This window comes from Streptomyces sp. V4I2, from assembly GCF_030817655.1.
GTDB classification, from domain to species: domain Bacteria; phylum Actinomycetota; class Actinomycetes; order Streptomycetales; family Streptomycetaceae; genus Streptomyces; species Streptomyces plumbiresistens.
This window is the reverse complement of the sequence record NZ_JAUSZM010000003.1, coordinates 1,771,513-1,786,376: the sequence shown is the minus strand read 5'-3', so window position 1 is coordinate 1,786,376 and position 14,864 is coordinate 1,771,513. Positions and strand designations below refer to the sequence as shown.

General features: G+C 69.1%; 13 protein-coding genes and 2 pseudogenes. 5 read left to right on the top strand and 10 right to left on the bottom strand.

The window, feature by feature from the left end; all coding sequences use genetic code 11:
• Positions 1–3 precede the first annotated feature (3 nt).
• Positions 4–948 (bottom strand): superoxide dismutase, encoded by a 945-nt coding sequence (locus tag QFZ76_RS09080; RefSeq protein WP_307673240.1) that lies wholly within the window; start codon positions 946–948, stop codon positions 4–6.
• A 369-nt stretch (positions 949–1,317) separates the two neighbouring features.
• Between QFZ76_RS09080 and QFZ76_RS09075 the strand changes: the two genes are divergently transcribed.
• The 3 genes from QFZ76_RS09075 to QFZ76_RS09065 all read left to right on the top strand — a co-directional run bounded on the left by QFZ76_RS09075 (position 1,318) and on the right by QFZ76_RS09065 (position 5,466).
• Positions 1,318–2,778: an aldehyde dehydrogenase gene (locus QFZ76_RS09075; protein WP_307673239.1), complete on the top strand. Its 1,461-nt coding sequence runs from the start codon at positions 1,318–1,320 to the stop codon at positions 2,776–2,778.
• Positions 2,779–3,291: 513 nt separating this feature from the next.
• Positions 3,292–4,098, top strand: a complete 807-nt coding sequence (locus tag QFZ76_RS09070) for an SGNH/GDSL hydrolase family protein (protein ID WP_307673238.1) — start codon at positions 3,292–3,294, stop codon at positions 4,096–4,098.
• A gap of 69 nt (positions 4,099–4,167) precedes the next feature.
• Positions 4,168–5,466: a DUF3533 domain-containing protein gene (locus QFZ76_RS09065; protein ID WP_307673237.1), complete on the top strand. Its 1,299-nt coding sequence runs from the start codon at positions 4,168–4,170 to the stop codon at positions 5,464–5,466.
• Positions 5,467–5,549: 83 nt separating this feature from the next.
• Here the strand turns inward: QFZ76_RS09065 and QFZ76_RS09060 are convergent, their stop codons facing one another.
• On the bottom strand, positions 5,550–6,125 hold the full coding sequence (locus QFZ76_RS09060; protein WP_306985061.1) for a PadR family transcriptional regulator: 576 nt from the start codon (positions 6,123–6,125) through the stop codon (positions 5,550–5,552).
• A gap of 125 nt (positions 6,126–6,250) precedes the next feature.
• Between QFZ76_RS09060 and QFZ76_RS09055 the strand changes: the two genes are divergently transcribed.
• Positions 6,251–6,643 (top strand): nuclear transport factor 2 family protein, encoded by a 393-nt coding sequence (locus QFZ76_RS09055; RefSeq protein ID WP_306985059.1) that lies wholly within the window; start codon positions 6,251–6,253, stop codon positions 6,641–6,643.
• 22 nt (positions 6,644–6,665) lie between these two features.
• Complete coding sequence (locus QFZ76_RS09050) at positions 6,666–6,899, top strand: NAD(P)-binding protein (RefSeq protein WP_307680382.1); 234 nt, start codon at positions 6,666–6,668, stop codon at positions 6,897–6,899.
• 15 nt (positions 6,900–6,914) lie between these two features.
• Here QFZ76_RS09050 and QFZ76_RS09045 read toward each other — a convergent pair.
• The 8 genes and pseudogenes from QFZ76_RS09045 to QFZ76_RS09010 all read right to left on the bottom strand — a co-directional run.
• Positions 6,915–7,305: pseudogene (locus QFZ76_RS09045) on the bottom strand (transposase); the annotation flags it as partial.
• 356 nt (positions 7,306–7,661) lie between these two features.
• Positions 7,662–8,214 (bottom strand): annotated as a pseudogene (locus tag QFZ76_RS09040) (alpha/beta fold hydrolase); the annotation flags it as partial.
• A gap of 22 nt (positions 8,215–8,236) precedes the next feature.
• Positions 8,237–8,938 carry an SDR family oxidoreductase gene (locus QFZ76_RS09035; RefSeq protein ID WP_307673236.1) on the bottom strand — a complete coding sequence of 234 codons (702 nt, stop codon included), beginning with the start codon at positions 8,936–8,938 and terminating at the stop codon, positions 8,237–8,239.
• A gap of 613 nt (positions 8,939–9,551) precedes the next feature.
• On the bottom strand, positions 9,552–9,980 hold the full coding sequence (locus QFZ76_RS09030; protein WP_307673235.1) for an ester cyclase: 429 nt from the start codon (positions 9,978–9,980) through the stop codon (positions 9,552–9,554).
• 31 nt (positions 9,981–10,011) lie between these two features.
• Complete coding sequence (locus tag QFZ76_RS09025) at positions 10,012–11,118, bottom strand: NAD(P)-dependent alcohol dehydrogenase (RefSeq protein WP_307673234.1); 1,107 nt, start codon at positions 11,116–11,118, stop codon at positions 10,012–10,014.
• Entirely contained in the window at positions 11,115–12,641 is a 1,527-nt protein-coding gene (locus QFZ76_RS09020) for an aldehyde dehydrogenase (RefSeq protein ID WP_307673233.1), read from the bottom strand. The genes QFZ76_RS09025 and QFZ76_RS09020 overlap by 4 nt, the downstream gene beginning before the upstream one ends.
• 31 nt (positions 12,642–12,672) lie before the next feature.
• On the bottom strand, positions 12,673–13,074 hold the full coding sequence (locus QFZ76_RS09015; RefSeq protein WP_307673232.1) for an SCP2 sterol-binding domain-containing protein: 402 nt from the start codon (positions 13,072–13,074) through the stop codon (positions 12,673–12,675).
• 41 nt (positions 13,075–13,115) lie between these two features.
• Entirely contained in the window at positions 13,116–14,705 is a 1,590-nt protein-coding gene (locus QFZ76_RS09010; protein WP_307673231.1) for a long-chain-fatty-acid--CoA ligase, read from the bottom strand.
• Between the last annotated feature and the right edge of the window lie 159 nt (positions 14,706–14,864).

Here is a 14,864-nt window from a genome sequence, read left to right as displayed (position 1 = left end):
ACGTCACACCAACGGCACGGACACCGCGTTGTAAGGGGTGTTCTCATCCCGGTCCGGGGTGGTGAAGCGGGAGTTGGGGAGGTACAGCCGACCCTGGTAGGCGGCGGCCGTGGTGGGCAGGTCGAAGCGGTCGTCCCTGATCACCCCGACCGCGGTGCCCCGTGTACCCGACCGGTTGAGCCGGATCACGTCCACCTGGTTGGGGTTGGGCTGGACGACGTAGAGGGTGCGGCCGACCAGCACCAGCCCGTCGCCGCTGGGCAGTGTGGTGTCACCCAGGTCCACCTTGCGGGCCACGCCGGTGCGGGGGTTGACGCGCATCAGCGAACCGCCGTCCGCGGCCGCGTTGGTGACGAGCAGGGCGCTGCCGTCGGGGGTGAGCGAGATGCCGTTGGACGTGAAACCGGACTGCACCCAGTCACCGCTCAGCGTGAGGCTCTCCGGGGCGCCGATACGGCCCTGCCTGCCCAGCGGCAGCTTGAAGAGCTGTGCGCTGAACGACTCGGTGAACCAGGCGGCGTCGCGGGTGAGCAGGACGTCGTTGACGAAACTGTTCTCTCCGGCGACGACGTGGTTGGCGAGCAGCGCACCACTGTGGGCGTCGACGACCCGCAGTTCGCCACTGCTGCCGCCCGCCAGGAACAGCCGCCCCCAGGAGTCAGCCTTCAGCCCGACCGTCATGCGTCCCAGGCCGCGGTGGACGACCTTGCCCTTGCCGCTCGCGAGGTTCACCCGGTACACGCCGCCGGTGGCGATCGATCCGAAGTAGGCGTACGGCGCGGAGCCGATCGCGACTCCCTCCGGCCCCCAGCCGTTGGGCAGCGAGAACTCCTTGGGCCACGATCTGGCGGTGCCCGGAGCGGCCTGTGCCGTACCGCCGATCAGGGCCGTCGCTCCCAGGGCGATGCCCGTGCCGAGAAGCTGCCTGCGTGCGAGAGAACTTGTCATCGATCGTCCTTCCACGGAAAACAAGACGGGCCGTGCCGGTCCGGCTGGGCTCCTGGACTAATTCTTGAGAGTTCAAGTATCTAGCCACAGCGACGAATGTCCCGACTCTCCTCAGTCCATCGGACGGAAAGCCGACGGGCCGGTGGGAGCACGGACGGCGAAGGCGCGCCACTCGACAGCAGGCCGACCTGACAAGGCTGAACGTAGCGCCCTGGATACGTCATTCGTCCTTACTTCCGGCGCGCGCCTCCCGGTTCCCTGTCCAGGCGGGGACCGCTGGGCCATCATCCGAAAACCTGCCGGCCGCAGTGGCGCGACCGGCGTGAGCACGGTGGCGGCCGCGCGCCGCACCGGGAGGGCGAGCGGGCCATGAGCGTGCAGCGACCGCACATCGAACCGGGCAGGCTGTTCATCGGCGGAGAGTGGCGGGACGCGGAGTCCAAGGAGCGGCGCGACATCGTCGACCCGTCCACCGGCAGAGTCGTCACCACGGTCGCGGAGGCCGACGGGGCGGATGTCGCCGCCGCGGTGGCCGCTGCCCGTGATGCGTTCGACGCGGGGCCCTGGCCCCGGACACCGGCCCGCGAGCGAGCCCGCGTGCTGCACCGGGTGGCCGATCTGGTGCGCGAACGGGCGGACGAGATCGCCGCGGTCGAGAGCCTTGACGTCGGCAAGCCCCTCTCGCTCAGCCGAGCGGTCGACGTGGAGACCGTGGCCGAGACGTACGAGTACTACTCGGCGCTGGCGCAGAGCCTCGACGGAGCCACGCGGCAGGTCGCCCTACCCGCCCACGCCTACACCCGCAGGGAGCCCGTCGGCGTGGTGGGAGCGATCACCCCGTTCAACTTCCCGTTGATCCTGAGCACGTCGAAGTTCGCCCCCGCCCTGGCGGCCGGCAACACCATCGTCCACAAACCGGCCGACGAGACTCCCCTCAGCGCGCTGCTGATGGCGGAGATCCTCGCCGACGCCGGCGTTCCCGCGGGAGTGGTGAACGTCGTCACCGGCAGCGGCCCCGTCCTGGGTGAGGCACTGGTGCGTCATCCGGGCGTCGACAAGATCGCCTTCACCGGGTCGACGAGGGTCGGCCGCCTGGCGGCGAGCACGGCCGGAGCGCAACTCAAGCCGGTCACCATGGAGTTGGGTGGCAACGCGCCGCACATCGTCTTCGAGGACGCCGACGTCGGGAAGGCGATCGGCGCGATCATCAAGGCCTTCGTCTTCAACACCGGACAGTTCTGCATGGGCGGACCCCGGCTGCTGGTCCACCGGTCCCTGTACGACACCACGCTGGGCATCCTCGCCGACGCGGTTCCGGCGGCCCCCGTCGGCGACCCCTTCGACCCGGCCACCGTCGTCGGGCCGATGGCCGGCGAGCGGCACGTGGAGAACGTCGAGCGCTTCGTGAAAGCGGCCGTCGAGGACGGCGGCCGCATCGTCGTCGGCGGTGAGCGCATGGAACTCAACGGCGGTTACTACTTCGAGCCCACCGTCATCGCCGGCCTCGACAACGACGCCCGCACCGTCCAGGAGGAGATCTTCGGCCCGGTGCTGACGGTTCAGCCCTTCGATACCGAGGAAGAGGCGATCGCGCTGGCGAACAGCACGCCGTACGGACTCGCCGCCGGTCTGCAGACCTCCGACCTGGCGCGCGCCCATCGGGTCGCCGCGCGACTGGACGCCGGCATCGTCTGGGTCAACGACTGGGCCATGCTCGATCCCGCCATGCCCTTCGGCGGCGTCAAGCAGTCCGGCTACGGACGCGAATCCGGGCCGGAGGCGCTGGAGGCGTACACGAGGACCAAGTCGGTCGTCATTTCCCTTGCCTGACCCCTCGACAGGGCCGGCTCCGAGCGCCCGGCCGCCGACGGCGGGCCCTCCCGGGCGGGATCGGCCGGGTGAACTCCGTCCCCGGCTCTTACGAGCCGGAGGTGAGCCGGGGGCATGGCGGTCTGGCAGTAGGCGTGTCGCCCGGGTGGTGGACGCCACCGTTGAAGGTGACCCGGTACGGGCGGTTTGGCGCGAAACGGCGGGCGGTGGTGAAGCCGACCGCGTCCTTGTTGCGCATGCCGTTGATGACCCGGGCGCTCAGGTGCCGGCGCAGACCGCGGTCGGTGCTCAGGTCTGAAGAGGGAATAGGCGGTGAGGTCGGCGCGGGACCAAGGCGGGGGACTGCGGCGGTGGACCGCCCTCGACGGCCTCAGCTCCTGCCCGAGCGGCGTCACTTTGCAGGAAGGTGAGCCCGCAGCTACCCTCATATTCAACAATGCGACTAGGTGCCTAGTTGTTTAGCGATGGCGGTGCCACTTCCATCAGCAGCGTTGACGAGAGGCGGTCGGCCCCGTGTCGAGCAGCGGGTATCTGCGCTATGTCGCCCTGGGCGACAGTCACACCGAGGGGCTCGGGGACGGCGACGACGTCCGTGGTCTTCGGGGCTGGGCGGACCGGCTCGCCGAGCAGGTCGCCCGCCACAGTCCCGGCCTGCGCTACGCCAACCTCGCGGTGCGCGGCCGTAAGGCCGGTCAGGTGCGCGCCGAGCAACTGGCTCCGGCTCTCGCGATGCGGCCCGACCTCGCCACCGTGGTGGCTGGGGTCAACGACGTGTTGCGCCCGGGTTGCGACCTCGACGAGGTGGCCGACCATGTTGAGGCGATGTTCGCCGCCCTCACGGCGCAGGGCGCCACCGTCGCGACCCTCATGTTTCCCGATGTCGGGCGTATCACGCCGTTGGCCCGCCCGATCGGTCACCGTGTTCTCGCACTCAACGCGCGCATCCGGGAGGCCGCCGACCGCCACGGCGTGGTGGTGGCGGAGACGGCCGCGCACGCGGCGGCGACCGATCCGCGGTTGTGGAGTGCTGACCGGCTGCACGCCGGCCCGCTGGGGCACGCGCGCATCGCGGCTGCCGTGGCCCAGGCGCTCGGTCTGCCGGGCAGCGACGACAAGTGGACCCTTCCCGTTCCGGCCGAGGGGACGGACATCTCTGTCTGGAGGACCGTGGGCGCCGAAGTGCGCTGGGCCGGCACCTTCCTGGGCCCTTGGCTCGGCCGCCGCCTGCGTGGCCGCTCCTCCGGCGACGGCCGCCAGGCCAAGCGGCCGGCGCTGCTTCCGGTGGCTGCGTCCGCCGGGGACACCTCCTCAGCCGTATGAGGATCCGCCCGCGACGACGCCGGCGGCTCCTCCTGCTGCACTTCTCTCTTCCTCGTTCCGGAGCTGGAAATGAGTAACGCCCACCCCTTCCGCGTCCTGCGCGCGAAGCGTCTGTGGACCGTCAACGGCGTCATCGTGGGCTTCGTGGCACTGCTGTTCACGGTGTTCTACGTCGGCGCCAACATCGACCCTGCCGGTCACCTGCACAAGCTGCCCGTCGGCCTGGTCAGCGCCGATGAGGGGTCGAAGGTCGGTGGCAAGCAGACCGACCTCGGTGCACAGATCACCCAGTCGATCAAGAAGTCGTCCCAGGGCGGAGACAGGATCGACTGGAAGCTGATGGACGAGGAGGAGATGAGGGAGGAACTGGGCAAGGGCAAGCTGTTCGGCGCGCTCGTCGTGCCCCGCGACTTCACCGCCACTGTCGCCGCCCTCACCGGCCCCGGGGTGGCCGGCAAGCCCGTCCGCCCGACACTCACCGTGCTGACCAACCAGTCCGCCGGCAGCGTGGGGTCCAGCATGGCGCGGCAGGCCACGACGACGGCCGCGCAGTCGGCCTCCGCGCAGGTGGGTGAACAGCTGACCGTTCAGGCCGAGGCCGCGCAGGACCAACTGCCCGCTGCCGCGCGCCTGCTGCTGGCCGACCCGGCCGTGGTGCAGATCGAGGACGGGCATCCGCTCGACTCGCACAGCGGCCTCGGTCTGAGTGCCTTCTACTACTCCCTCGTCCTCGTCGTCTGCGGCATGCTCGCCGCCAACGTCATCAGCGGCCAGGTGGACCACGCCCTCGGCTACACCCACAGCGACATGGGCCCGCTGCGGGTCCACAACCCGCTGCTGCGCGCGACTCGCGTCCAGACCCTGGCCATCAGCAGCACGCTCATGATCGGTCTGTCCCTGCTCATGGGAAGCCTGGCCCTGGCCGGTGCGGTGGGCATCATGGGCATGGACGCCTCTCACCTGCCCCTGCTGTGGCTCTTCTCCGTGTGCACGATCGCGGTTGTCGGCATCGGCGGGCTCGGACTGCTCGCTGTGTTCGGCACGCCGGGGATGCTGTTCATCACGATCTTCTACATCGCCATGGCGGTACCGACATCCGGCGCCACGGTCCCCCTCCAAGCCCTCCCCGGTTTCTACCGCGCCCTCGGCGAGTTCGAGCCCCTGCGCCAGATCACGGGCGCCGTCCGCTCCATCCTCTACTACGACGCCCAGGCCGACGCGGGTCTGACCCGGGGCTGGGTGATGCTGGGTGTGGGACTCGCGGTCGCCGGCCTCTTCGGCTTCGGCGTGACCCGGTTCTACGACCGCAAGGGGCTGCATCGCATTCCCGCCGACGAGGAACCGCAGCTGCTCCTCGCCCGGGCATAGTCCGACGACCGGTGAGGGGTGGAGTCGGGCACAATCGCCCCACCCCCTCTTCTTGACCGATCGTGCAGGTGGGATCGTCGCGGTCAGCCGTCGGCCCGCAGTGCCGCTGTGCGCTGTTCGAGCCTGCGCAGCGCCATGTCTCCCCACTGGAGGTTCTCCCGCTCGAACGACATCCCGCGCAGCAGGGTGAGATACGGGCCGATGCGCTCGGCCTCGGCGAAGTACGCCTCCTCAGAGCGCCCGTCGAGCAGGCGCTGCCGGAGCCTCTCGTAGCCGGCCAGCTTGGCGGTGGCCCACTGCATGCGCTCCGCGATGGCAGTCCGGACCGCTTCCATGTCGCCCACGTCCACGCACTGCACCTTGACAAGCAACTCGTCCCGGACCACCGCCGGTTTGCCCAAGGGCTCGGCGGTGTAGGCGTGGACGGCCTTCCGCCCGGCCTCCGTCAAGGAGAACAGCCGCTTGTTGGGGCGACGCTTCTGCTCGACGACGCGGGCCGTGACGAATCCTTCCGCCTCCATGCGCTCCAGCTCCCGGTAGAGCTGCTGGGGCGTCGACATCCAGAAGTTGGCTACCGTCGCATCGAATGCCTTCGCGAGATCGTACCCGGACGCCTCGCCCTTCAACAGCGCGGCCATCACCGCGTTCCGCAAAGCCATGGATCTACGCTAACAGATTAATCAACAACGTGACTAATAGTCCCCCCTCCCCTGTAGACAAGCCATAACAGGCCCTCTATTCTCTACCGCACCTATTCATATTTTTGAGTATCAGAGGTGGGCTCATGCATCCCTTCCGCAAGGCCGTCGAGAGCCGCGACCTGGACGCCGTGGCCGCTCTGCTGGCCGACGACGTCGTCTTCACCAGCCCCGTCACCTTCAAGCCGTACCCGGGCAAGGCCATCACCGCCGCGATCCTGCGCGGCGTGCTCCGGGTCTTCGAGGACTTCACCTACATCCGTGAGATCGCCAACCCCGACGGCCGCGATCACGCCTTCGTCTTCACCGCCACCGTCGCCGGCAAGCAGCTCCAGGGATGCGACTTCCTGCACTTCGACGACGACGGGAAGATCGACGAGTTCACGGTGATGGTGCGCCCGCTCTCCGCCGCCCAGGCGCTCGGCGAGGCCATGGGCGCCCAGTTCGAGCAGATCGCCCGAGAGGCCGCCGAACAGTAACCACGACGACGGACTTCGACGCGTGGTCATCGGCGAGGGGCAACGCCGGACTGACCGCCGCCAGCCTCCAACGCTGGGACTGCGCACCCTCCTGGCGGAGCGTCACAACGTCCCCGGCGGCTGCGCCACCTCCTTTCGACGAGGCCGCTTCGAGTTCGAGACGGCACTGCACCAGCTGTCCGGAGTCGGCCTGGGAGTCCAGCCGTACATGCTGCGCGGGCTGTTCGAGAAGCTGGGCGTCGCTGACTCGCTGTAGTTCGTCCAGGAGCCCGCCCGGATGCTCGCGTAGCCAAGCTTCCAGCGTGTCGGCGGTGCGGTCGGGCAGCACGTCGATCCGCTCATAGGTCTCGGCGTCGATCACCACGGTGGCATAGCGGTGCGGCCGGCGCAGAGCGAAGTCGTCGACGCCGATCACGCGGGGCGTCCGCCCGGTGGGCAACGGGATGCGCAGCAGGGCGCGCAGGGCCGTGTGGCGAGCAGGCCCGCCGCGAGTATCACCAGCAAACGAGATCCGCCCGGCCCGCCAACTCCTTCATCACAGCCTTGACTTACCTGGTCAGGCGGGCCGTGCGTCGCTGGTGACGCTCAAAAACTCCGGGCATCTGCTCGCAGAAGGGCGGCCGGCAGCCGCGCGTGGGACACACCAAGCGCCGCCCCCGCACGAGTTCGGTGCGCCGGCGGTTGCGCAGCAGGTAGCGCTGGGTCTTGTCGCTGGAGGTCTTGGGCAGGGCGTCGATGAAGTGGATCGTGGGCGGCGTAAGCGGGTGGTCTTGACCAGCAGCTGGAGTTCGGTGGCCACCTCCGGCATCAGATCGAGCAGGCGGGTCACTCGTGCCCCCTTGGCCCAGGACCTCGGTGCCGTACTCGACCGGATGGCCGCCCCCTCCGGATCCGGCCGCGTCATCGCAGGCCGGTCTAGCGGAACCTGGTCGGTCTGCCGACCGAGGAATCTTCACCGCGGCGTTTGCCGAGGGGCAGGCGCCCGTGGGAGGTCATCGCCTCCGCCGCAGGATGCCTGCCGCAGGATCTTCGTGAGCGCGGGCTTGGGCTCCACCCCGGCGATCACCGGGCCCACCCCGCGCCGGCGGACACCGCTGATCACCAGGCGGGCGAGGAGGCTGGAGCGGGCGATCCCGCCGCGGAAGTCGTAGGTGTTCACCGCGACGACGCGTCGGACCCGCTCTGGGAGACCCGCGGCGGTGGTCAGGGCGAGCACCGCCCCCATGGACTCCCCGACCAGGGTCACGTCGTGCAGGTCGAGTTCGGTGAGCAGGCGCTTGACGCCCGCGCGTGGCCGGCTCGTCGTGCGACGCCCCGGGCACGATCTCGGAGTAGCCCATCCCCGGCAGGTCGAGGGCGTACACGGTGTACTGGTCCGCGATCGGCGGGATGAGGTGGCGGAAGTGCTCTGCCTGGGTGCGCACGGTGTGCAGCAGGACCAGCGGGGCACCGCTGCCCGCCGTGAGGTAGCGCAGCGTTCCCTCGCGGCCGTCAAGTCCTGCGCGCGGGGGGATGGTGTGGCTGGTGGTTCCCGGGATGTGGATCGTGGGACGTGACTCCTGGCTGGGCATCTCGCCGACTCCCCGTCCTGTCTTACTTGGCCAGCTGGGGGTACAGCCCGGCCAGTTCGCCGGCCAGGCCTGCCTTGACCTGCCGGGTGAGGTCGTCCCCGAGCACCTCGTGCGCTCCCGTCTCGACGCCGTCGAGGGCGAGTACGGCGATGTCACGGGGGTCGGACTTGGGTGCGTCGACGCCCGCTGCCAGGTCCGTGTCGACGTATCCCATGTGCAGTCCGGTGACGGAGATGCCGCGGGGCTCGAGTTCCAGGCGCAGGGAGTTGGTCTGCGACCACAGGGCGGCCTTGGAGGCGCTGTAGGAGCCGCCGAGGGCCAGCCAGGACAGCACGGAGTGCATGGCGAGGATGTGGCCGCCGCCGTTGCGTTCGATGACCGGTACGAAGGCGCGGGTGAGCAGCAGGGGGCCGTAGAAGTTGGTCTCGAACTCCCGGCGTACGTCGTCGATCGGAGAGTCGAGGAAGGACGCGCCGACCACGGCACCCGCGTTGTTGATCAGTACGGTGACGTCTTCCGCCTGTGCGGCGGCCGCTGCCACGGAGGCCGGGTCGGTGACCTCCAGCGCCACCGGGACCGCGTCGGGATGCGTCACCGTGCGCGGGTCGCGGGCCGTGGCGTAGACCTTGGCTGCGCCGCGCACGTACAGCTCTTCCACCAGGGCCTTGCCGATGCCCCGGCTGCCACCGGTGACAAAGACGTTGGCGCCCTTCAAAGCGGTCATGACTGCCTCCACGAGAAATCGGAAACTGATCGGTTTACAACACAGTAAACCGATCAGTTTCTGAGTGCAAGCTCATCGAAGGAACCAGTCGCGTCGAAGGGGCCAGTCGCGTGGGACCGGCTTCAGGGGGTGGTTCCGTATCCGTGGATCCCCGGGATGACGAGCTTTCCGCCTGTCTGTCCGGCCTGGTCGATGTCGGCGTCGTCCAGGCTGAGTTGGAGTTCGCGGCCGAGCTTCCCGACGGTGTCGTAGAGCCACTCCGGAACGGTGTCGGGGGTGAGATGCAGGCGGAGGACGGGAGGCAGGGGGATGCCTTCGGCGCCCCCGACGATCCGGAGGAGGGACGGGTGGAAGGACCGGCGGGCGCCTGGCCTCGGGCCGAGACTCGCCTGTCGTCCTCGCTCGCCCCGCCCTCGGGCCTCTCCGGATCGACGAAGTGCGCAACGAGTTGCAGTGTCACGAGGCGAGCAATGACCGGCTCCTGGCGCACAGCAGGGCGGCACGCCTGGCGTAGTGCCCGGTCCGGTGGCGCACCGTGCGACAGAAGGGCGCGGTGGGCGTCGGCGCGCCCAGGCCGGTCGCGCCCCGCTCAACACCCATGGTCCTCAATACGTCAGTTCGTCAGGCCGAGCTGCGTGAGAAATTCGAAGTGGTCGTAGTACACGCGGTATTCGCTGACGCGCCCGTCGTGCAGGCGCCAGAATTCGGCCAGCCCGATCTGGATGGACCGTCCTGTCGGAGGGATCGCCTTGCCGTCGGGCGCTGCGAGGTCCTGGGTGTGGGTGCCGGTCACCTCGAGTTCGACGGCCACCTCGTCCTGCGCGGTGACGATTCGATGCGGCCGGTGCACAAGGTCGGGGAAGGCGGCGAAGAACCCGGCCATCCAGATGGTGACCATCTCGGGTCCCTTCTGCAGGAACCCAGGTGCCTGGATGACGCACTCGGGATCCAGGATCTGCTCGACCCAGTCGAAGTCATGGGCGTCGACATGTGCGAAGAACTCGACGACGAAGTCCTCGGACACAGTGGTCTCGGTTGTCATGGAACGGCTCCTCACCGATCGTTGTGCTGTGTCAGGCGGCGTCGAAGACCAGTACGGGCTTGATGACCTGCCCGGAGCGGGCGGACGCGATCGCTTCGTTGATCTCGTCGAAGGGGCGGCGTTCGACCAGCCGGTCGAAGGGGAAGTCGCCTTCCCGCCAGAGCCCGATGAGCTTGGGGATGAGTTCGTGCGGGTCCGCGTCGCCTTCGATGACGCCGGTCAGGGTGCGGCCGATGAGGAGATGGCCCTGGTCGATGGTCATCTCGTTCTCCAGGCCCTGGAGTCCGAGCGTGGCGCAGACGCCCGGGGAGCGGAGAGCCTCCACCGCCTGGCGTACGACGGAGCCGAGGCCCACGGCGTCGACGGTGAAGTCCAGTCCGGTGCCGCTGATCTCGGTGATGGCCCAGTTGACGTCCTTGGTCTGCGACGGATCGATCACGTGGGTCGCGCCGAGCTCGGTCGCCAGCTTCAGCCGTTCCGGGTTGAGGTCGACCGCGACGATGGTCGTGCACCCGGCCGCCTTGGCAGCCATGACCGCGCTCAGTCCGACCGCGCCGAGACCGAACACGCCCAGGCTCTGGCCGGGGGCGGGCCGCAGGACGTTGAACACGGTGCCGGCGCCGGTCATCAGACCGCAGCCGAGAGGGCCGAGGATGTCCAGCGGCACGTCGTCGTCGACCTTGACCGCGTTGCGGACGCCGGCCACCGCGTAGGCGCCGAACGAGGACTGGCCGAACCAGCTGCCGTGGACGTCCTCGTCACCGCGGCTCATGGTCGCGGTCCCGTCGAGGCGGGTGCCGAAGTAGTTCAGTGCCGCGAACAGTTCGCAGTAGGCGGGGTGCCCGGCCTTGCAGGTCGCGCATTCCCGGCAGGAGTCGAAGCTGAGCACCACGTGGTCGCCCACCGAGAGCGTCTCGACGGCACTCCCGACGGCGTGCACCAGGCCCGCGCCTTCGTGGCCGAGCACGGCCGGGAGCGGCAGCGGGACGCCGCCGGACTGTGCGGTGAGGTCGGTGTGGCAGACGCCGACGCCCGCGATCCTGACCAGTACCTCGTCCGGGGCCAGTTCGCCGAACTCGACCTCCTCGATCGTCAGTTCAGTGCCGGGCTCCCTCAGGACGGCGGCATTGCCTTTCATACGTTCTCCTTGGTGCGGTCCGCGACGGGCGGCAGTACGAGGTCGTAGACCCGTCGGTCCAGGCGTCGCGACAGGTCGATGTGCACGAACTTCTCCTCGGTGTACTCGTCGAGCGCGTGGGGGCCGAGTTCGCGGCCGAGGCCGCTCTGCTTGACGCCGCCGAAGGGGTACTCGACGCTGACCATGTGCCAGTCGTTGATCCACACGGTGCCTGACTCGAGGCGCCCCGCCACCTCGATGGCGGCTTCGACGTCCTCGCTCCAGACCCCCGCCGACAGCCCGTACTCGCTGTCGTTGGCGATGGCGACCGCCTCGTCGACGCTGCCGTACGGGATGACGCAGAGGACGGGGCCGAAGATCTCCTCCTGGGCGATGCGCATCTCGGGGCGGACACCCGTGAAGACGGTAGGGCCCACCCAGAACCCCGGGCCTTGGGGCGTCGGTCCGCTGTACGCCAGGGTGGCGCCTTCCTTCTGCCCCAGTTCGATGTAACCGAGGATCCGGTCGCGCTGTTCGGCGGAGACGACGGGGCCGAGGTCGGTGTCGAACTCGGCCGGATCGCCGGGCTTCATCGTCTTCGCCCGTTCGATCAGCCTGGCGACGAAGTCGTCGTGCAGCGCCTGGGGGAGCAGCAGCCTGGTGCCGGACTCGCAGGCCTGCCCCGAGTACAGCATGCAGGCGAACAGCGCGCCGTCGACCGCCGCGTCCAGATCGGCGTCGGGGAGCACGATGTTGGCGCCCTTGCCGCCCAACTCCAGCGTGACCCGCTTGACGTTGTCCGCTGCCAGCCTGCTGATCTCCCGGCCGACGGCGGTCGAGCCGGTGAAAGCGATCTTGCGTACGTCCGGATGCACGGCCAGCCGCGCGCCCACCTCCTCGCCCTCCCCGGTGACGACATTGAGGACGCCCGGCGGGAGCCCGGCCTCGTGGGCGGCCTCGGCGAGGGCGAGGAGGGTGAGGGGGGTCTTCTCGTCCGGCTTGAGGACGATGCAGTTGCCTGCCGCGAGCGCGGGACCGAGTTTCCAGACGGCCAGCAGGAGGGGGAAGTTCCAGGGGACGATGCCGGCCACGACGCCGATGGGCTCCCTGCGGACCACTCCGGTGGCGAGCGTGGGATAGGACAGCTGCGGGCCCGGGCGCTCGAAGGCGTAACTCCGGGCGAGGTCGGCGAAGTACTGCAGATGGGAGATGGAGTAGCCGACGTGGAAGGCCATGGCCTGCCGGATCGTGACTCCGTTCTCCCTGATGTGCAGCTCGACGAGCTCGTCCATCCGCTCGGAGAGCTTCGCCACGATCGCCGAGATCACTTCGGCCCGTTCCTCGGGACTCTTGCCGCGCCATTCGCCACGTTCATGCGCCCGCTTCGCGGCTGCCACCGCGCGGTCGGCATGCTCGGTCCGGCCCCTCGCCGCCGTGGCGAACACCCGCTCGGTGGCGGGATCGACGATCTCGAAGGGGGCGTCGGCGGCGTCCACCCATTCGCCGTCGATGTACATCGGGTAGTGCTTGGTCCCTGTCGTCATTGACAGACCTTCCTTGGGGTGTCGAGGGGGCTCAGATGCCGGCGTCCTTCTTGCCGACGAGTTCGCGGTAGACCGGGAACAGCGGCTTCGTCAGCGGCACGAGCTTGAGGATCTGGGTGACCGGGCCCTTGGCCTTGACCTGTCCCTTGGCCAGACCGACCGCGACGTTGTACTCGCCGCGCCAGAACTTGTTGCCGTTGTCGGCCGACATCGCGAGCCGGACATCGGGGTCGAGGTCGGAGTCGCCCTCGATGACGACGATCTCCGGCTCCTTCATGACCACGGTGATGGACGAGTCCGGGCCCGTGTAGTCGAGCCGGAGGGTGATGCCGGAGGCCTTGAGGACCGGGCCGACCTCGGGGTGGCTGTTTGCTTCCCGGAAGACGCCGCCGAGGTAGAGGTAGACCTCTTCGGCACTGGTGAAATAGCTCATCGTGGGACCTTTCGCTCGTGTTGATTCAGCTGATGCGCGATTCAGCTGATGTCGGTGTTCTTCGAGTACGCCTTGCGGAGCTCGCGCTTGAGCACCTTGCCCGTGGCGGTGCGGGGCAGCTCCTGGACGATCTCCACTGTCCTGGGGCACTTGTAGGCGGCCAGGCGCTCACGGCAGAAGGCGATGAGCTCGGCGGCGTCGGCCACGGCACCGGACGTAAGGGTGACGACGGCCTTGACCGCCTCGACGTAGGTGGGGTCGGGAACTCCGATGACGCACACGTCCGCCACGGAGGGGTGCTGGGTGATCACCCGCTCGACCTCGGCCGGGTAGATGTTCTCGCCACCCGAGATGATCATGTCCTTGACGCGGTCGCGAACGAAGAGGAAGCCGTCGTCGTCCACGAAGCCGGCGTCTCCGGTGCGGAACCAGCCGTCGCCGAAGGATTCGGCGGTGGCTTCCGGCTTGTCCCAGTACCCGGCCATGACCTGCTCGGACCTGATCCAGAACTCGCCGGTCCGGCCGCGCGGAACCTCTTCCCCCGTGAGCGGGCTGGCCACCCGGACCTGTACGCCCGCCACCGGCCTGCCGGCCGAGGTGAGCAGGTGGATCCGGTCCGGGTCGCGATGGGCGTCCGGCCCCAGGACGCTGAACACCCCGGATGCCTCGGTCATCCCGTACACCTGGTAGAAGTCCGGCGTGTACCGCTCCAGGCAGCGTCGCATCAGCGGTAGCGGCATCGGGGACCCGCCGTAGCCCAGGCACCGCAGACTGGACAGGTCCGCCTGGTCGAGTTCCGGCGTGGCCAGGAAGTACTCGTAGACCGTCGGGACGAAGAAGGCGTGGGTGACCCTTTCCTGCCGGATCTGCTCCAGGACGGCGGCCGGGACCACGTTCCGGACGAGGACCGTGCGGGCGCCCATCCAGAGGCTGATCAGAGCCCAGCTGATGCCGCCGACGTGGAACAGCGGCATGGCCACCATGTTCACGCTGTCGTGGGAGAAGCCGAACGCCTCCGCGGCCGAGACGCAGTGCGCTCCCAGGCTGCGGTGGGTCAGCATCGCGCCCTTGGGGAATCCCGTGGTGCCGGAGGTGTAGAGCAGGAGGACGCAGTCGTCCGGCTGGGGCCGGTGGCTGCGGGGCGCGGGTGCGGCCGATGCCAGGTAGTCCTCGTACGCGTCCGCGTCGCCGCCGACGACGATGACCTTCGTCAGGTGGGGCAGTCGGTCCCGGATCTGTTCCAGTTGCGGGAGGAACTCGGCGCCGACGAAGAGGATCCGGGTCTGGGCGTCGGCGAGGACGTACTCGATCTCGCCGGGGCTCAGGCGCCAGTTGACGACGACGTGTGCGTATCCGTCCCTGGCTCCGGCGAACGTGGCCTCGATCGTGGCGGAGCTGTTCTTGTTGAGGGTTGCGAAGTGATGGCCGGGCCGCAGGCCGTCCGCGGCCAGTGCGGCGGCCAGGCGCGAGACCCGGTCCGCCAGGCCGCTCCAGGTCCACCGCCGGTCGCCTTCGGCCAGTGCTTCGGCGTCCGGCGCGGCCTCCTTCCAGAAATCCAGGATGCCGTGCAGATCGCTGCCAGGTGCGGGACAGCTGCTGTTCTCGGCCGTGTGTGGTGTTGCTGTCGCCATGTGGGATTCCTCCGGTACTGGCCGCCGGCCGTTGCCGGAACGGCCGGAGAGGGCGGCGAGTGTGGGTCGGTGGCGGAAGGTTCTGCCGCGGCGGGTCGCGGGGCGGGGAACGGTCGCCGGACCGGCTTTCCAAGGAGAGTGCGGTGCGGTCACCGTATG